This is a genomic window from Rhizobium sp. USDA 4016, from assembly GCF_056279705.1.
This window is the reverse complement of sequence record NZ_JBWCCY010000004.1, coordinates 1,730,549-1,748,708: the sequence shown is the minus strand read 5'-3', so window position 1 is coordinate 1,748,708 and position 18,160 is coordinate 1,730,549. Positions and strand designations below refer to the sequence as shown.

General features: G+C 60.8%; 15 protein-coding genes, 1 pseudogene and 1 riboswitch. Of the genes and pseudogenes, 7 read left to right on the top strand and 9 right to left on the bottom strand.

Features of this window, described 5'->3' with window-relative positions; all coding sequences use genetic code 11:
• Positions 1-42: 42 nt before the first annotated feature.
• A complete protein-coding gene (locus ACZ9DP_RS23820) occupies positions 43-303 on the top strand; it encodes a hypothetical protein (RefSeq protein ID WP_074068397.1) in 261 nt (86 codons plus the stop codon).
• Between the two features lie 483 nt (positions 304-786).
• On the opposite strand, the gene ACZ9DP_RS23815 is transcribed toward ACZ9DP_RS23820, so the two are convergent.
• Genes ACZ9DP_RS23815 through ACZ9DP_RS23800 form a run of 4 tightly spaced genes read right to left on the bottom strand, consistent with a single transcriptional unit; the run spans position 787 to position 4,838 of the window.
• Positions 787-1,401: an ABC-type transport auxiliary lipoprotein family protein gene (locus ACZ9DP_RS23815; RefSeq protein ID WP_074068400.1), complete on the bottom strand. Its 615-nt coding sequence runs from the start codon at positions 1,399-1,401 to the stop codon at positions 787-789.
• 32 nt (positions 1,402-1,433) lie between these two features.
• Positions 1,434-2,804 carry an MlaD family protein gene (locus tag ACZ9DP_RS23810; RefSeq protein WP_476203772.1) on the bottom strand — a complete coding sequence of 457 codons (1,371 nt, stop codon included), beginning with the start codon at positions 2,802-2,804 and terminating at the stop codon, positions 1,434-1,436.
• A gap of 9 nt (positions 2,805-2,813) precedes the next feature.
• A complete protein-coding gene (locus ACZ9DP_RS23805) occupies positions 2,814-3,662 on the bottom strand; it encodes an ABC transporter ATP-binding protein (RefSeq protein ID WP_074068404.1) in 849 nt (282 codons plus the stop codon).
• Between the two features lie 9 nt (positions 3,663-3,671).
• Positions 3,672-4,838, bottom strand: coding sequence for an ABC transporter permease (locus ACZ9DP_RS23800; RefSeq protein ID WP_283072356.1), 1,167 nt, complete (start codon positions 4,836-4,838; stop codon positions 3,672-3,674).
• Positions 4,839-4,938: 100 nt separating this feature from the next.
• Between ACZ9DP_RS23800 and dgcA the strand changes: the two genes are divergently transcribed.
• The gene (gene dgcA / locus ACZ9DP_RS23795) at positions 4,939-5,922 is read left to right on the top strand and encodes an N-acetyl-D-Glu racemase DgcA (RefSeq protein ID WP_476203771.1); all 984 of its coding nucleotides are present in this window, start codon (positions 4,939-4,941) and stop codon (positions 5,920-5,922) included.
• On the opposite strand, the gene ACZ9DP_RS23790 is transcribed toward dgcA, so the two are convergent.
• Positions 5,874-7,094 (bottom strand): MFS transporter, encoded by a 1,221-nt coding sequence (locus ACZ9DP_RS23790; protein WP_239598571.1) that lies wholly within the window; start codon positions 7,092-7,094, stop codon positions 5,874-5,876. The two genes, dgcA and ACZ9DP_RS23790, sit on opposite strands and share 49 nt — an antisense overlap.
• A 244-nt stretch (positions 7,095-7,338) precedes the next feature.
• On the opposite strand from ACZ9DP_RS23790, the gene ACZ9DP_RS23785 reads away from it, so the two are divergent.
• Positions 7,339-7,845 carry an N-acetyltransferase family protein gene (locus ACZ9DP_RS23785; protein WP_476203770.1) on the top strand — a complete coding sequence of 169 codons (507 nt, stop codon included), beginning with the start codon at positions 7,339-7,341 and terminating at the stop codon, positions 7,843-7,845.
• Positions 7,846-7,913: 68 nt separating this feature from the next.
• Here ACZ9DP_RS23785 and ACZ9DP_RS23780 read toward each other — a convergent pair whose 3' ends face one another.
• Positions 7,914-8,720: a UDP-2,3-diacylglucosamine diphosphatase gene (locus tag ACZ9DP_RS23780; RefSeq protein ID WP_476203768.1), complete on the bottom strand. Its 807-nt coding sequence runs from the start codon at positions 8,718-8,720 to the stop codon at positions 7,914-7,916.
• A gap of 211 nt (positions 8,721-8,931) precedes the next feature.
• Between ACZ9DP_RS23780 and ACZ9DP_RS23775 the strand changes: the two genes are divergently transcribed.
• The gene (locus ACZ9DP_RS23775; RefSeq protein ID WP_074068414.1) at positions 8,932-11,244 is read left to right on the top strand and encodes an NADP-dependent malic enzyme; all 2,313 of its coding nucleotides are present in this window, start codon (positions 8,932-8,934) and stop codon (positions 11,242-11,244) included.
• Positions 11,245-11,370: 126 nt separating this feature from the next.
• Complete coding sequence (locus ACZ9DP_RS23770; RefSeq protein WP_476203767.1) at positions 11,371-12,456, top strand: DUF2865 domain-containing protein; 1,086 nt, start codon at positions 11,371-11,373, stop codon at positions 12,454-12,456.
• A gap of 4 nt (positions 12,457-12,460) precedes the next feature.
• On the opposite strand, the gene bluB is transcribed toward ACZ9DP_RS23770, so the two are convergent.
• The 3 genes from bluB to ACZ9DP_RS23755 all read right to left on the bottom strand — a co-directional run bounded on the left by bluB (position 12,461) and on the right by ACZ9DP_RS23755 (position 15,957).
• Positions 12,461-13,147 (bottom strand): 5,6-dimethylbenzimidazole synthase, encoded by a 687-nt coding sequence (gene bluB, locus ACZ9DP_RS23765; RefSeq protein WP_283072173.1) that lies wholly within the window; start codon positions 13,145-13,147, stop codon positions 12,461-12,463.
• Positions 13,148-13,224: 77 nt separating this feature from the next.
• A riboswitch (cobalamin riboswitch) is annotated at positions 13,225-13,408 on the bottom strand.
• Positions 13,409-13,426: 18 nt separating this feature from the next.
• Entirely contained in the window at positions 13,427-14,257 is an 831-nt protein-coding gene (locus ACZ9DP_RS23760; RefSeq protein WP_476203766.1) for a TolB family protein, read from the bottom strand.
• A 20-nt stretch (positions 14,258-14,277) separates the two neighbouring features.
• Positions 14,278-15,957 (bottom strand): NAD+ synthase, encoded by a 1,680-nt coding sequence (locus ACZ9DP_RS23755; RefSeq protein WP_476205468.1) that lies wholly within the window; start codon positions 15,955-15,957, stop codon positions 14,278-14,280.
• A gap of 179 nt (positions 15,958-16,136) precedes the next feature.
• Between ACZ9DP_RS23755 and ACZ9DP_RS23750 the strand changes: the two genes are divergently transcribed.
• Together ACZ9DP_RS23750 and ACZ9DP_RS23745 are read left to right on the top strand one after the other, a co-directional pair.
• Positions 16,137-18,071 carry an LTA synthase family protein gene (locus ACZ9DP_RS23750; protein WP_476203765.1) on the top strand — a complete coding sequence of 645 codons (1,935 nt, stop codon included), beginning with the start codon at positions 16,137-16,139 and terminating at the stop codon, positions 18,069-18,071.
• Positions 18,046-18,159, top strand: a pseudogene (locus tag ACZ9DP_RS23745) (FitA-like ribbon-helix-helix domain-containing protein); the annotation flags it as partial. The gene ACZ9DP_RS23750 and the pseudogene ACZ9DP_RS23745, both read left to right, overlap by 26 nt.
• Position 18,160 lies beyond the last annotated feature (1 nt).

Below are 18,160 nucleotides of genomic sequence, written 5' to 3'. Positions count from 1 at the left end.
TGGCCTGATGGCTGAATGTGATGGCCATGGAAGGAGAGATCTATGCGCGTCCAACTCGTCATATTTGCCGCCGCCGCGATGACAACCAGCATGGCGGAGGCAGGAAGCCAATCGTCGAACACAAGCTCGAACAGGTCATCCAACAGCGGCGTCGTGCGCGAGCGGATTGTTGATACCTACTGCGAAGACGGCTTTTGCCAGCGCTACGTCCGGCACCGTGTATATCGCGACGACTGGCAGAGTGGCCACGAACGCGAACGGCGCCGCTATCGCGACCCCTATTATGAAGATGATGACGATTGAGCTCACTGCAGGCTCGAACTCATCCGTTCGATCAAGCGTATTTTCGACCGTATTTCATCGACGCAATGTGCAAAGATTCCGGGCCGCCGATTGGTGAATCAAATGCTGGATGGATGGAGAACGAGCAAAGCGAAGCCCGACGCCTCTTCGCAATTGCTGCCAATGAGCTGCGCAGTCTCGTCACAGGCACGAAATCAACAAGCGACAAAAGCCGGAATTCTCTCGCTTAGGCTGAGAACGGCATGAAGGTTCCAGGCGAGCACATCCATGCTTTCGAGGTGAAGACCGATGGCGCTCAGCAAGGATATTCCGCAATCTTCACTAGCTCGGCGAACTCATCTCCAGCCTTGAGAAGATCAATGGCCTCATGCAGGTCGAGAATATGTCGCCCCAAGCAGCGACATATGATGGAGAGGTCGACCACGACATGGAGCGTCTTCGCCGAATCGAAGGCCAATTGAACGGCCCCGAAAACCGGCTCGCTCAGATCGATCGCAGCGTCCAATCGACGATTTCGCCAGTCACCGCTGCAAATGCGCGGTCGAGCGCCTTGACGTAGCCCTGGCTCGATCCGCCGGCGGCGGGAACGGCGGCGCGAAAAACCTTCTGGGCGCGGACCGTACCATTGCGATCGTTGAGGATATTCGCGGAGATTTCGACGACCGCCTGGCCGCCGGCGCTGTTGTCAATCTCGAAGGAGCGGATGTCGGTCACGACCTGGTAGTCGATCGCAAGGCCCTGCCCCGGCTTGCCGACGCCACCGAGCTTGCCGGAGTTTTCGAAGGCCTCGACCAGCTTCGACTGCACGATGCGGGGCAGCCTGTCGCTCCATTGCGAACGCGACAGATACTGGATTTCGGAGGGCGAAACGCGGACAACGATCTGTTCGCTGTCCAGCGCCTTCAGCGCCGTCGGCGCTGGCACGAGGATCTGGCGGCGCTTGGCAGCCCGGCCATCAATGCTGACGGAGGCGGAAAGATCAAAAGTATCGTTCTTGGGCGCCGTGCCGCAGCCGGTCACTGCCAGCGCCATAAGCGGCAAAAGGAACGCCGTCCTTGCCAGCAATGAACGGCGCGCCAACACATGCGATACGGCCATATTTTATTACCCCTGCTTCTCAAATATCCATGTCAACGGCGCGTCCGGCCGTCATATTGTTTCACCGTATCGCCACCAAAAATCAGCCGCTGCGGATTCTGATCGATATTGCTGATCGCACTGTTGAGATTCTGCATGGTCTGGCGGGCATCGTCGACGAGCGACTGCACGTCGCGCAAGCCGCCGCTCGAGAATCGCTGCAGATTGTCCGCGATCGGACCGATCCGGGCGTTGAGGTTGTCCGCCATCTTCTTGAAAGATTCGAGCGTCGCGCGCGCTTCGGTAAAGAGCGACTGCGAATTGTCGGTGCCGAACAGCGCGTCGAGCTTGATCAGGATGCCATCGACGCGCGTCGAAGCCGAGTTCAGTTTGTTCGCCATCTGCGAGACGTCCTGGATCGTCTGGTCGATATCCTTCTGGCGCGCCGAAACCGTATTGGCCACGTCCCGAATGGAGGCGACCGCGACGCGCGCATCCTTCGTCGCCTGCGCAATATCGTCGACCGACCCCTTCACCTTGGCGGGATCGATCTGCGCCACCAGCGTGTCGACGCGATCGAGCGTCGTCTGCGCCTTCTTGCCGAAATCGTTGAAAGTCGTCGCCGTGTCGTTGAATCTCTGGACCGCACCCTTCAGGTCGCCGGAGGCATTCGCGATATCGCGGCTCACCTTTTCGGCATTGCTGAGGATCGTATCGATCTTCTTCGCATCCACCGCACGCACCAGCGCCTCGACGGCCTCCAGCGTAGAATCGACCTTGCCGGAAACGTTGCGAACTGTTTCGGAAAGCTGGCCGACGCTCTGTAGGAAGGAATCGATGTTCCCGGAGTTCTTCGCCAGCGCGTCGGAGAAGGTCTCGGCATTCTGCAGCGTCTTCGTCAGCGGTCCGCGCGCGTCGCGGACAAAACCCTGAACCTCTCCCACCGCATCGTTCGCCCGGTCGAGGATCCTGTCGGCCGTCGCCAGGAGGTTCGTCACGCTCGATTGATCTGCGACGATGACCGCGCGCTTGCCGGTCTCGATGGCCTTCTGCAGGATGTTCTCCTCACCCACCTTACCGCCCGAAAGCTCGATATAGGCCGCGCCCGTCAGGCCCTGGATTTCAAGGATGGCCCTGGTGGAAGGATAGATCGGCGCATCGACGCGCACCTCGGTGAAAGCCAGCGAATATTGCGGGTCGTCGGCATCGATCGACAGCGACGTCACCGAACCCACCTGGATGCCGTTGAAACGCACCGGCGACCCGACGCTGAGACCGTTTGCCGATCCCGGAATGCGCACGACGAGTTCCGCCATGGGACCGCTGCGTCCGTACTCGGCCATCCAGTAGACGAAGCCGAATGCGGCGGCGATCACCAGAACAGTGAAAAAGCCGACGATCGTGTAGTTCGCTTTGGTTTCCATCGTTTCCGGTCACTTCCCGCGGCTGTCGCCAGTGCTTTCGGCACGGCCGGCAGCTGTTTCTTCTTGGGGCACGATCGAGCGCGCGCGCTTTCCCTTGAAATAGGCCTGAACCCACGGATCATCATAGGCCAGCATGTCGTCGATCGTTCCCTCAACCATTACTCGCTTGTGTCCAAGCACGGCAATACGGTCGCAGACGGAAAACAGGCTGTCGAGGTCGTGGGTTACCATATAGACCGTCAGCCCCAGCGTATCGCGCAGCCGGGCGATCAGTTCATCGAATTCCGCAGCCCCGATCGGGTCGAGGCCCGATGTCGGCTCGTCCAGGAACACCAGTTCCGGATCGAGCGCCAAGGCCCGCGCAAGGGCAGCGCGCTTGATCATGCCACCGGAAAGCTCGGAGGGATACTTGTCCGCCGCATCGGCAGCAAGACCCACAAGCCGGATCTTCAGCTGCGCCAACTCGTCCATCAGCGATTTCGGCAGATCCAGATATTCGCGCATCGGCACCTGGATATTCTCCCTCACCGTCAGGGAGGAAAACAGCGCGCCCTGCTGAAAAAGCACCCCGAGCCGCATGTCGAGCGCATTGCGCTGGTTTTCATCGAGCTTGTCGAAATTCTGCCCCAGGATCTCGATCGTACCGGAGCGGCGCGGCAAAAGGCGCAAAATGGTCCGCATCAACACCGATTTTCCGGTACCCGATGCCCCGACGAAGCCCAGGATCTCGCCGCGGTAGATATTCAGGTTGAGCTTATCGAGCACAATCTTCGGGCCGAAGCCGACGGTCACGTCCCGCGCCGAAAGCACGATGTCCCGCTCCTTCTTCTCACCCGTATCTGACTGCTGCCCGTCCACGCTGAACCCTTAAAAATTGATCGCCGCATAGAACATGGCGAACAGCCCGTCCATGAGGATGACGACGAAAATCGACTTCACCACGGAAGCCGTCACGTGTTGGCCGAGCGATTCGGCGCTGCCTCCGACCTTAAGGCCTTCCACGGCGGCGACAATACCGATGACGAGCGCCATGAACGGCGCCTTGATCATGCCGGAGAGCACCGTCGACAGCGTGATCGCCTCGTGCAGGCGCGACAGGAAGGTCGCGAAGGTGATGCCGGAATAGGCCCAGGCGACCGCAGCCGCGCCGAACAGCGAGGCGAAGTTCGCCAGCACCGTCAGAAGCGGCAGCGCCACCGTCAGTGCCACAAGCCGCGGGAAGATCAGCACGCCCACTGGATTGAGGCCCATGACCTTCAGCGCGTCGACCTCCTCACGCATCTTCATCGAGCCGATTTCGGCCGTGATCGCGCTGCCCGAACGGCCGGCGATCATGATCGCCGTCAGGAGCACGCCGATTTCGCGGAGCTGCAGGATGCCGACGAGGTCGACGACAAAGACTTCGGCCCCGAAATAGCGGAGCTGGAAGGCCCCCTGCTGCGCGATGATGGCGCCGATCAGGAACGACATCAAAAGGATGATCGGAACGGCGCGCACGCCCATGTGATCGATCTGGTTGACGATCGAGGCCGGAGAAACGCCGCTGCCGCGCCCGAACTTCATCTGGGCACCGCGCACCGCCGAGCCCAGGATATACATCGCAGCCGTGAGGTCATTCCAGAGGTCCATGGTCATCTTGCCGACCGGCGCGAAGATGCGCTCGGCAATGCCGCTTTTCATCGCAGCCTCAGTCACTTCCTCCTCCGGTTTCTCGGAGAATTCCTCGATCATCTCGTCGATGTGTGGATTGGTGCCTTCAAAACGAACCTGCCGCCCGGCCGCCTCTTCCTGCAGCTTGAGCCGGCAAAGCAGCCAGACACCGGCCGTGTCGATATCCGTGACGCCCGACAAGTCGAGCGTCAGATCACCTTTAGCACGGGTAATCTTCTCGAAGTCGTGGAGGACGAGGTGGATGTTCGCGCTGCGCCAATTGCCTTCGAGATGAACGCGGCGTCCTCCACCATCGGCTTGGTCGTCCACGTGCAGTGAGGCGGCTTTGCGGGTGTCGGGCTTCAAAATGCTTGTGTCTTTCAAGGCTTGCGGCGACATTGCCGACTCGCGAACAAATCGCTCACGCCCGGCGCGTCAATATACCGAAGACACATAGAATTTCCATGCTCGCAGGATTGCAATTATGCCACGCTCGCTCGAAATCCAGATGAATTCCTTCCCCATTGCGGGCACTTTCACGATCTCGCGCGGTGCAAAGACATCAGCGGACGTCATCACCTGCATTCTGACGGAAAACGGCAGGCGCGGCTGGGGCGAATGCGTCCCCTACCGACGCTATGGCGAAACGATGGAAAGCGTCGCCGCGCAGATCGAAGCCGCCCGGCCGCTGGTCGAGCAAGGCATTTCAGGCGAAGAGCTGCTTTCGGCCTTGCCGCCCGGCGCAGCGAGGAATGCCGTCGATTGCGCGATATGGGACCTCGAAGCAAAGCTCGGCGGAAAGAGCGTTGCCGAACGCATTGGGCTTGCGTCCGCAAAGCCGCTCACGACCGCTTACACCATCTCGCTCGGCGAACCGGAGGTCATGACAGCGCAAGCGCGCGAATATTCTGCAAGGGCGCTACTCAAGGTCAAGGTCGGCACCGGCGACGATGAAAGCCGCATACGCGCCGTGCGCGAAGCCGCGCCTGACAGCACCATCATCCTCGATGCCAACGAGGGCTGGCCCGAGGAAACGCTGGAACATCACTTGCGCATCGCCGCCGAGATGAATATCGCCCTCGTCGAGCAGCCCCTGCCCGCCGGCCGGGACGAAATGCTTGCCGGCATCGCGCGCCCGGTCCTCGTCTGTGCCGACGAGAGCGTCCATCATACCGGCGATCTTGCAAGCCTGCGCGACCGCTACGACGCGATCAACATCAAGCTCGATAAGACCGGCGGCCTGACGGAGGCACTCGTCATGAAACGGGAGGCTCAGCGCCTCGGCTTCCAGATCATGCTCGGCTGCATGGTGGGCACATCGCTCGCAATGGCGCCCGCCGTGCTCTTGGCGCAGGACGCGGAATTCGTCGATCTCGACGGTGCGCTGCTTCTTGCCCGCGACCGGGAATGCGGCCTGCGCTACACCGCTTCCCTTGTCTGGCCGCCCGAGGCCAGCCTTTGGGGCTGAAGGTAGTAGGCGACGAAGACCAGAGACATTCCCAGCACCGCGACGAGTGCCATGACGTAGAAGCTTGCGAGGCCGAGCCAGGCATAGATGTAGCCGGAGGCGAGCGTCATCAGCCCCATGAACATGCCGTTATAGAAGAAATAGGCGCCCTGGGCCGACGATTCCTGAGTCTCCTGTACCGTTGCCACGATCCGCCTCTGCACGCCGGTATGCACGAAGGCGAAGCTGCAGGAATGGAAACACTGCAGCACGAAAAAGCCAACGAAGCCCCAGTGCATCGGAAACAGGATCCAGCGGCAGATGCAGACCGCGCAGCCGATGCGGATGAGCGTCCAGGCGTTGAAGCGGCGGTTCAAATGCTTCGAGACGAAGAACACCATGACTTCGGAAGCGACGCCCGCACTCCAGAGAATACCGACCTCCGTTCCCGAAAAACCGAGGTGATGCCAGTAAATCGAGGCGAAGGCATAAAGAAGCGCGTGGCTCGACTGCTGGATCGCCACGCCCCAAAGCAGCACCAGCAGATGCGGCTGCCGCAGCGAACTGCCGGTGGCAGCCGGTATGTCGACCGGCGTGCCGCGCCGGCGCGTCGGCCCGATGCGCGGACAGTAGATCGCCATCAGCATCGTCGTGACGAAACCGAAAATCATCACCGGCAGCACCATCGAGCCACCCCAATAGCCGATCATCTCGCCGCCGATCAGGGTCGATGCGATGAAGGCGATCGAGCCCCAGACCCGCATCGATCCGTAGTCGAGTCCCCATCGGCGAACGCCGGAAATGACGATCGATTCGACGACCGGCAGATAGGGCGCAAAGGTCGCCCCCTGCATGCTGAAAACGATCAGGACCGGCCAGAAGCTTGTCGTCCAGCAGAGCGCGACCGCCGTCAGCAGCGACAGTCCGCCGGACCACAACAACACGTCGGCGCGCTCCTTCATTCGGTCGGCGTACATGGCGATGATCGGCGCAACGAGGACGCGCACCACCATCGGCACCGCCAGGATGATGCCGATTTCATGATCGGAGAATTCGTGGAACGCGAGCCAGACGGGAAAGAAGGGAAGAACGACACCGTTGACAGTCAGCGGAGCGCAATAGGACAGGGCGCTGAGCAGCCGGAAGCGCGGCGGCGCGCCCTCGCCTGTCGGGGCATTCTGGGCGGGAATCATCGGTGGACCTGCAGGAAACTAGACCTTGCCTAGCACATCAACCCAAGGGCGACTATGGCCAGAAATAGCCTTTCTGAAACGTTTCAAGAAAAAGCTTGTCCCCTTCGCTCACAATCCATCGTAACTAAAAGTCGCTAATGTTTGGGGCCCGCGCAGAGTGTCGAGGATTTTGAGCCAAGTGTCATGCGGCCGTTACCGTTAGGTGGTTCGGTCGCCCTTCCAAGAAAAAGAAGGGGATATACCTGTGTGCCCATATAAGATTCGCCGCCTCGACCGGAATGATGCGTCCTCTTTTAGGGAAATTCGCCTGGAGGCTCTCGCGAACCATCCAGAGGCATTTGGCGCGTCATGGGAAGAAGAGCAGAGTCAATCGGGGGCCCAATTCGCTGACAGGCTCGAGAACTGTCTTGTCATCGGAGGGCTCTCCGATGACGGAATGCTTGCCGGAACGATCGGTGTGTCGAAATCCAAAGGCATCAAGACGCAACATATTGGATCGATCTGGGGAATGTACGTCCGCCAAACGGCACGGGGCACAGGACTCTCACCCTTACTGCTGAGTGCTGCCATCGACGAAGTTGGCACGATTTTACGCTCGCTCCGGCTCAGCGTCGTGTCGTCCAACGTTCCGGCCATCCGGCTTTACAAATCCGTAGGCTTTGAAGAATGGGCCGTCGAAATCGAAGCTCTAAAGGTGGGCGATACTCATTATGATGAAATTCTCATGCGGCTGGAACTAGGCCCGCGATAGTCGACGCCACGAGCCAGCTCGCTGCATCGCACTAGACACCGTATCGCTTCAGTATTCACAACAGAAATTCAGGCGGCCTGCGGCTCGAGTTCGCTGTCGCGGTGCTCGATCGCCAGCGGGATGGCTTGAGCGTCGGCTAACGTGCTCCAGGTGATGAGCTCGAACGTGCCGTCCTCATGCTCGGCGATCGCCGTACAGCTCTCCACCCAGTCGCCGGTGTTGATATAGCGCACGCCGTCCATGTCCTCGATCACGGCATGGTGGATGTGGCCGCAGATGACGCCGTCGGCGCCATGCTTTCGGGCTTCGTCGGCCACGACGCGCTGGAACTCGCCGATGAAATTGACGGCATGCTTCACCTGCAGCTTGGCCCAGGCGGAGAAAGACCAATAGGGCATGCCCATGCGGCGGCGGATCGCGGCCAGCACGACGTTGATCTTGATCGCCGTGTCATAGGCCCAGTCCCCGAGATAGGCGAGCAGGCGGGCATTGCGGACGACGACGTCGAACTCGTCTCCATGCAGGATCAGGTATTTCTTGCCGTCCGCGCCGTCATGCATCATGCGCTCGGCGACTTCGATACCGCCGAAATGCATGCCGGGGAAGTCGCGCAGGAATTCGTCGTGATTGCCCGGGATATAGACGATCCGCGTGCCCTTGCGGGCCTTGCGCAGCAGCTTCTGCACGACGTCGTTGCAGACCTGCGGCCAGTACCAGCTGCGCTTCAGTCGCCAGCCGTCGACGATGTCGCCGACGAGGAATATCGTATCGGCGTCGTGGTAGCGGAGAAAATCGAGGAGGAAGTCCGCCTTCGCCGCCTTCGAGCCGAGATGCACATCGGAAATGAACAGAGTACGGAAGTGTCGAGTATCCATATTGTCTTTCACAAGCATCTTGCCTGCGTCCTATCGTTCATCTCGCCTTCCAAAATCAGACTCGTGTTTCAGGAAGATGACAGATGCGCGAATTGGCGCATCGCAGCGCTCACGAGTTTTCCGCCCGGATGCGAATTTCTGACTGTCCCTTCCAGCCGATTGATGTATGGAGAAGTCTTCAAAAGATGTGAGTGCGGCAGCGGAGACGGCAATGGATCATCAGGAAAAATCCAAGACGGAGAAGAACGAGACAGGCGGAAACCTCGACGAACAGGCGCTTTTCTTCCATCGTTATCCCCGTCCCGGCAAACTTGAAATCCAGGCGATCAAGCCGCTCGGCAACCAGCGCGACCTGGCACTCGCCTATTCGCCCGGCGTCGCAGCACCTTGCCTTGCCATCCGTGACAATCCGGAGACGGCGGCCGATTATACCTCGCGCGCCAATCTCGTCGCCGTCATCTCCAACGGCACAGCGGTTCTCGGCCTCGGCAACATCGGCCCGCTCGCCTCCAAGCCCGTCATGGAAGGCAAGGCCGTTCTCTTCAAGAAGTTTGCAGGCATCGACGTCTTCGACGTCGAAATCGAGGCCCCCACCGTCGACCAGATGGTCTCCACCATCGCCTCGCTGGAGCCGACCTTCGGCGGCATCAATCTCGAGGACATCAAGGCGCCGGAATGCTTCGAGGTCGAGCGCCAGCTTCGCGGGAAGATGAAGATCCCGGTCTTCCATGACGACCAGCACGGCACGGCCATCATCGTCGCCGCCGCGATCCTTAACGGACTGGAACTTGCCGGCAAGAAGATCGAGGATGTGAAGATCGTCGCCTCCGGCGCGGGTGCCGCAGCACTCGCCTGCCTCAACCTCCTGGTGACGCTCGGCGCGAAGCGCGAAAACATCTGGGTCCACGATATCGAAGGCCTCGTCTATGAAGGCCGCACCGAACTGATGGACGAATGGAAGGCTGTCTATGCACAGAAAAGTAAGATGCGTACGCTCGCCGACAATATCGGCGGCGCCGATGTTTTCCTTGGCCTTTCGGCTGCCGGTGTCCTGAAGCCCGACCTCCTGTCACAGATGGCGGACAAGCCGCTCATCATGGCTCTCGCCAATCCGACCCCTGAAATCATGCCAGACCTCGCGCGCGCCGCCCGCCCGGACGCAATGATCTGCACCGGCCGCTCGGACTTCCCGAACCAGGTGAACAACGTCCTCTGCTTCCCCTATATCTTCCGCGGCGCGCTCGATTGCGGCGCCACCGCCATCAACGAAGAAATGAAGATGGCGGCCGTCAAGGCCATCGCGGGGCTTGCCCGCGAGGAAGTGTCGGACGTCGCGGCCCGCGCCTATTCCGGCGAGACGCCTGTCTTCGGTCCGAATTACCTCATTCCTTCGCCCTTCGATCCGCGTCTCATCCTGCGCATCGCCCCGGCTGTCGCCAAAGCCGCCGCCGAGACGGGCGTCGCGTCGCGGCCGATTGCCGATTTCGACGCCTATCTCGATCAGTTGAACCGCTTCGTTTGGCGTTCGGGCTTCGTCATGAAGCCGATCTTTACCAGCGCCAAGCTTTCTGAGAAGAAACGCGTCATCTTCGCGGAGGGAGAAGACGAGCGCGTCCTGCGCGCGGCTCAGGTTCTGCTGGAGGAAAAGACCGGCGAGCCGATTCTGATCGGCCGCCCCTCGGTCATCGAGGCTCGCCTCAAGCGGTTCGGCATCCGCATTCGCCCGAACATCGATTTCGCCGTGGTGAATCCCGAAGACGACCCGCGCTACCGCGACTATGTCGAAGACTACTTCGCCCTCGTCGGCCGCGCCGGCATCAATCCGGAAGCCGCCCGCACGATCGTGCGCACTAACAACACGGTTATCGGCGCCTTGTCGGTGAAGCGCGGCGAGGCGGATGCCCTCATCTGCGGCGTGGAAGGCCGCTTCGACCGCCACCTGAAAGACGTCGGCCAAATCATCGGCAAGCGGCCAGGTGCCTGCACCTTCGCCGGTCTCAGCCTATTGATCACCCAGAAAGGGCCGGTCTTCTTCGCCGATACCTTCGTGAACTACAATCCGACACATGAGGAAATCGCCGAGATCGCCGTTCTCGCGGCCCAGGAGGTTCGCCGCTTCGGCATTACGCCGAAGGCCGCGCTGATCTGCCATTCGAATTTCGGCTCCCGAAACTCCGAGAGTGCACGCAAGATGCGCGATGCCCTGCAGCTCGTGCGCGAACAAGCCCCCGATCTGGAGGTCGATGGTGAAATGCAAGCCGGTTCTGCACTGTCGGAAGCGCTGCGCAAGCGCGCCATGCCGGATAGTTCGCTTGCCGGCGAAGCCAACCTATTGCTTTTCCCGAACCTCGATGCCGCCAACATCTCGCTCGGCCTCGTCCGCACCATGATGGATGCGCTCCATGTCGGCCCGATTCTGCTGGGGACCGCACAGCCTGCGCATATCCTGTCGACTTCGGTCACCTCGCGCGGCGTGGTCAACATGGCCGCGCTTGCCGTCGTCGAGGCTTCTCAGCCGGCGTAAGTTGTCGCAAAATGCGAAAATGCGTTACAATTGCGTCGCCAGCTTGTTAACGGAAGCAGGTTAGAAAGCCGGGATGCGGCGAATGTCACGCCGTGCTCTGGCCTGACCTTGCTGCGGGATGATGCCGTGAAACGCCGAAACCTGACCCTTGCGATCCTGCTTGCCTTGGCCGCGCCTGCTGCCGCGCAGACGCATGCGATCTGCGACGACCTGCGCGGCCGCATCGCCGATCTGCCCCATGTCATCGGCAACGGCCCCGAAGTCCGCCAATATGCGAGCGCGATCGCCGAGCAGAATCTCGAGCTTCGTAAAGTCCGCAACGACCTTCGCGGCTACGGCTGCTCGATGGACAGCATGGTCGTGATCGGCGGCGAGAATGCGGATTATTGCAGCGAGCTGCAGCAGTCCGAGGCGCGCATGGTCGACAACATTCGATACCTGCAGGAGCGGCGCAACGAACTGCGCAATCAGGGCGGCGCCGATTATCGCGTGCGCCGCGAGCTGATGGCGGCGCTCGAAGACAACGGCTGCAACGACGAACTCGACTATGCGCCGGATCCGCAGGCCTATGCGCCGGCACCAAGTCCCGAAGAACAGGCGATGCGGAGCGATACCTTCATTCCGCTTGGAGAAGGCGAACACGGCGACATGCAATATGGCGTGCCGCGCGGCGAGCTCATGTCGCATGTCAGCACCATGTGCGTGCGCACCTGCGACGGCGGCTTCTTCCCGATCACCACGAATGCAACATCGATCGATTTCAACCGCGACGCAGCGACGTGTTCGAAAATGTGCCCCGGTATCGAGACGGAGCTTTTCTATCAAGACATCTCGAATACCGAAGCCGCAAACATGATCTCGGCCTCGACCGGTGCGCCCTACAGCGCCATGCAGAATGCCTTTGCCTACAAGAACCGCGCGCCCGGCCAAAAGTCCTCCTGTTTCTGCAATCTCTCTGCCTATTACGAGAACATGCGCAAGAATCAGGCGATCAGCGAACCGCCGAGGAAAGGCTCGATCACCAGTATCAAGACGAAGCCGCCATCGGGCGCCGCGTCCACACCTGCCCCGCAGCCGCAGGTGCCGGACCGCCCTTATGACCCGGCGAATAGCAAAGTCCGCCAGGTCGGTCCGCAGTTTCTCGCCGGCGATCAGGGCGCGATCGATCTCAAGAACCCCGCAACGCCCGGACCGCAGCCGCAGCAGAACTGACGCGTTACTGGCTTCCCCATCGGTCGGAGAAGACCAGTTCTTCCAGCGGCAGGCGCTGTCGCCAGCCTTTCACGGCCAGTTCCGGCGCGGTGTAAAGCTGATCGACATAACCGAGGCAAAGCCAGGCGACGATCTCGATCCGCTCCGGAATGCCGAGCAGTTCCCGAATATCCGCATCGTGGAAGATGCTGACCCAGCCGACCCCGATGCCTTCGGCCCGGGCCGCAAGCCACAGGTTCTGCACGGCGCAGACGGTCGAATAGACATCCGTACGCGGATTGTGGGTGCGGCCGATGACCACCGGCCCTGCCCTGTCCGGATCGCAGGTGACGCAGATGCTGAGCGGTGCCTTGCGGATGCCTTCGAGCTTCAGGCTTCTGTACATATCCCGCCGCTCCTCTTCAAACATCTCGGCCGCTTCCTTGTTGGCGCGCGAAAACGCCTGCCACGCGGCCTGGCGCACCTTCGGATCGCGGATCACGATGAAATTCCAGGGCTGCATGAAACCGACCGACGGCGCGGCATGCGCTGCCCCAAGCAGCCGCGACACCAGATCGTCGGGCAGAGGATCGGGCAGAAACTGGTCGCGCACGTCGCGGCGCGTTTCGATGGCTCTATAGACCGAGGCCCGGTCGTGTTCGGAGAACTCGCCGGCCGGCACCAGCGCGCGGGCGAAAGGATCAAGTTGCATCGTTAAATCCCCAACAATGCTTGAGCACCCGCACCGCAGCGCGGGAAGCGTCAAAAACCTCGCCGCCGTCCGCGCGGTTCGGTCTATCTTGCCAGGCCGGTCTTCTGACTTGGCGTCACCCGCTTTCTGCGGCCTTCCCGGCAGATGCCAGTGGCCATTGTTGCAGCAAGCGTCAGCCTCACAGCGTTGGGCACGTTCCGGTCCTTCACCGGATTCCCGATTCTCCTGCTGGATGCAGGCACCTGACGGCAGTCTCTATCTCCTGAGTCGGCGCCTCGTTCAAGCCTCCGGGAAGTAACGCACATAGGCAAATTCGTCACCATCCGGTGACCAGCAGGGTACATTGATCGTGCCCTGCCCACCGAAGAGCTCGAACAGCGTAGTCAGGTTGTCGCCGTCTATGTCCATCAGCCGCAGCCGCACATCAAGGTCGCGCGGATGATCGAAGACGTCCGGATCGTAAGAAAGGATCAGCACCTTGTCGTTCTTCGGTGAAGGATGCGCAAACCAGTTGCCGTAATTGTCGTGCGTCACCTGCTCCAGGCCGGTTCGATCCGGATGGATGCGCCAGATCTGCATGAGACCGGTGCGGCTGGAGTTGAAGTAGATCCATTTCCCGTCGGCCGAATAATCCGGCCCGTCGTTTCGCCCCTCGCCATGCGTCAGCCGCTTTTCGGGGCCACCATCGACGGAAATCGTATAAATGTCGAAGACGTCGTCGCGAATGCCGCAATAGGCGAGCTCCTTCCCGTTCGGCGACCAGCCGTGCCAATAAGAGGGCAGATTGTCGGTAATCAGCCGCGGCGTCCCGCCAGCCGCCGGCAGAATATAGATCGCCGACTTGCCGAATTCCGTCTTGTCCGAAATGACGATTTGTGTCCCGTCCGGCGAAATGCCGTGATCGTTATTGCACTGCGTCGCAAAATCCGTATCGACCTGCTGGAGGCCGCCGGAGCCGTCCGGCCGCAGCCGGTAAAGCAACCCGTCGCCATTCAACAGCATATAGGCGCCATCGGGCGAAAAATTCGGCGCCTCGATCAGCTTTTCCGTCTGGACGACAATCCGGCTTTCCCCGGTGCGGATATTATAGATCTCGACCGAACTGCGCATGCATCCTCCCAGATTTTGGGTTACCGGTCGCGGAACCGGTTGGTGATCGGGTAGCGGCGATCGCGCCCAAAGTTCTTTTTGGTGATCTTCACGCCCGGAGCCGACTGCCGGCGCTTGTATTCGGCGAGATAGAGCAGATGCTCGACGCGGTGGACGGTCGCCACATCATGCCCACGCGCGAGGATCTCCTCGACCGCCATCTCCTTCTCGACGAGGCATTCGAGGATGTCGTCGAGCACCGGATAAGGCGGTAGCGAATCCTGGTCCGTCTGGTCCGGGCGAAGCTCGGCGGACGGCGCCTTGTCGATGATGTTCTGCGGGATCACCTCGCCGGACGGCCCCAGCGCTTCCGGCGGCACATGACCATTGCGCCAGCGCGACAGCGCATAGACCTGCATTTTGTAGAGGTCTTTGATCGGATTGAAGCCGCCGTTCATGTCGCCGTAGAGCGTCGCATATCCAACCGACATTTCCGACTTGTTGCCGGTCGTGACCACCATGGAACCGAACTTGTTGGAAATCGCCATCAGGATCGTGCCGCGCGCCCGGCTCTGCAAGTTCTCCTCGGTAATGCCGCTATCGGTTCCTTCGAACAGCGGCGAGAGCGCCGAGGTGAAGCCCTTCACCGGCTCCTCGATCGGCACGATGTCGTAGCGGCATCCGAGCGCCTTGGCGCAGTCGGCCGCATCCTTCAGCGAATCGGTTGACGTGTAGCGATATGGCAGCATCACCGTTCGGACGCGCTCCTCGCCGAGCGCATCGACGGCGATCGCCGCGCAGATCGCCGAGTCGATGCCGCCGGAAAGGCCGAGGACGACATTCTTGAAGCCGTTCTTATTCACATAATCGCGGAAACCGACCAGGCAGGCGCGATAGTCGGCCTCGTCGGGCTCGGGAATACGTGACATCGGGCCTTCGCTACAGCGCCAGCCGTTTTCGCCGCGCTTCCAGGTCGTCACCGCCAGCGCGGTTTCGAACTGGCTCATCTGGAAGGCCAGCGATTTGTCGCCATTGAAGGCGAAACTCGCACCGTCGAAGACGAGTTCGTCCTGCCCGCCGAGCTGATTGGCGAAGATTAGCGGCAGGCCGGTTTCGATCACCTGCTTGAGCGCCACCTGATGGCGCACGTCGACCTTGCCGCGATAATAGGGTGAACCGTTCGGCACCAGCAGGATTTCGGCGCCACTTTCGGCGAGTGTCTCGCAGACGCCGAGATCGTTCCAGATCTCTTCGCAGATCGGCACGCCGATCCGCACGCCGCGGAAATTCACCGGCCCCGGCATCGATCCTTCGGAAAAGACGCGCTTCTCGTCGAACTCGCCGTAGTTCGGCAGGTCGATCTTGTCACGCAGCACCAGGATCTGGCCGCCGTCGAGAACTGCAACCGAGTTATGCCGCCCCGTCTTTCCCTGCCGCGGGAAGCCGACGATGACGCCGGGGCCGCCGTCTGCGGTATCGGCCGCGAGGTCCTCGACCGCCTTCAGGCAGGCCCTCAGAAAGGCCGGTTTCAGCACGAGGTCTTCCGGCGGATAACCGGAAATGAAAAGCTCCGTCAGAAGCAGCAGATCCGCGCCTTGGCGGGCCGCATCGGCGCGTGCCTCACGAGCTTTGGCGAGGTTTCCGGCGACATCGCCGACTGTCGGGTTCAACTGGGCAACGGCAATCTGGAGCGTATTCAAAGGAGCGTTTTCCTGTGTCATGTCATCCATTTAGCGCGGGCCGCCCGCCGCTTCAATTGCCCGCGCCATGAAAAGCCGCGGGGTCTGCCGGGCGAAAAACTCAAACCATAGGGAAAAGCCGGGAAACCGAAAGGTTCATCTAGCGTTCATGACAGGCATGTGACACTTCGGTGAAGATTTTATGACGTCGGAGTATGCCGTTGATTGCGTTGATAATGAAGTCCGTACCGGCCAGAAAAGCAGCACTGCTTTCCGCCGGTTTCGGGTCGAGTGTTCAGTCTCCGGCAGCGCGCGCGGCAATCGGCATCGTATTTTCGTTTTCTCTCGCTTTCCTCAGCGTTATCACCGTCGAGTGGATTGCGCGCGGCACGTTGACCGATGTCGGCGAGTTCCTGACATCGACGGTTAGGCCCGGCATGACGACCGTCGCCATGCTGACGATCGTGATGTTGACCCTCGATGCCGTATTTGGACGGCGCTACCAATCGGCATTGGTATTGATCCCGCTTTTCCTGATCCCGGCCTTTGTCTCCAATCAGAAGCAGCACTTTCTCTCCGACCCCTTCTATCCGTCCGACGTACTCTTTACCCGTCAGATCATGGAGCTGCTGCCGGTCATGGTGCGAGACAGCCCGTGGACCGCCACAGCACTTCTCGTCGGCATCGTGCTTTCCACCGCAGGCATCGTTTTCGCATGGCGTTATGCCTGGCAGAACTTCCCGAAACTCTCTCGCCAGGCGCGCCTGCGCCACCTCTGCCTCGGGTTGCCGGTGCTAACGGCCTTCGCGTCGCTCATGGACTATTCGCAATATTCCTACATTCGCGACCGCCTGCAGGTGGTACCGATGATGTGGGACCAGAAGGAGAACTACCGCAGCAACGGCTTCATACTGGCCTTCCTCTTCAACATCCCGATGGCCGATGTCGCAGCGCCCGCCGGTCTCAACGCCGATGCGCTCGACGCGATCCCCTCGCGCAACTACGGCTATCTAACCGGCCCGGAAGAAAAGCCGGACATCATCATGCTGATGAGCGAGTCCTTTTGGGATCCGATGAGGTTGAAAAACCTCTCATTCAGCGCCGATCCGATGCCGAACGTCCGCGCCGCGCAGTCCGGCTACGTCTTCTCGCCGGAATTCGGCGGCATGACCGCCAATGTCGAATTCGAGGCACTGACCGGCTTCTCGAATGCCTTCCTGCCTTATGGCAGCATTCCTTACCAGCAATATGTCCGCAGCGACGTGCCCTCGCTTGCCACCTTCTTCCGCGGCGAAGGCTATATCGCCCGCGCCCTGCACCCCTTCAGCGGCTGGTTCTGGAACCGAAACCAGGTCTACAAGGATTTCGGTTTCGAGGAGTTCCGGACCGAAGAAACGATGCCGCCGATGGAAAAGCGCGGCATCTTTGCCTCCGACGATTCCCTGATGAAGGAGATCATGCGCGAGGGCGACGGCCTCGATAAGCCGTTCTTCTTCTTCGCTGTCACCTTGCAGGGACATGGTCCCTACGAGCCGTATCGCTATGCACGCAACACGATCGGCATCCGCGGCAACATTCCGGAGGCCGACCGTGCGACGCTTGCGACCTATACGCAGGGCGTGAAGGAAGCTGACGACAGTCTCAAGATGCTGATGGATTGGGCCTCGAAGCGCGAGCGCGAAACGATCATCGTACTCTGGGGCGATCACCTGCCGCCGCTCGGCAACGTCTATATGAGCGCCGGCTACATGGCGGACCAGGTCGCGACCCGCAGGGCGCCGCTCGACGTGATGAAGCGCGAGCATGAAACGCCGCTGGTCATCTGGTCGAACAAGAAAGGCGTGAAGGAGAACGTCGGTACGATCAGCCCGTCGCTGATCTCCTACAACCTCCTCAAGTTCGCCGGTTTCGAGCATCCCTTCTACACCGGCTTCCTCGGCCGCGTGCAGAAGAAATACGACATCATCGACCGTTACCAACTGGCGGCGCGCAACAACAAGGCGACGCCGGACTGGGTGCGCGACCGGAAAAAGCTCGATCCTCTTGTGCGTGATTACGGCTACCTGCAGCACGACATCATGTTCGGCAAGGCGCGGACGCTAGAGCGCTTTTTCCCAAAGCACGACCTGTTTGCCGAGGGCTACCAGGGCCATTGAGGGCAGTCAGCGGCTGCGGATACGCGCCGCCGCGCATGGCCGCTCCATGGAAGACGAAGCCCGTGACGTCCTCCGCACGGCGCTGGCCG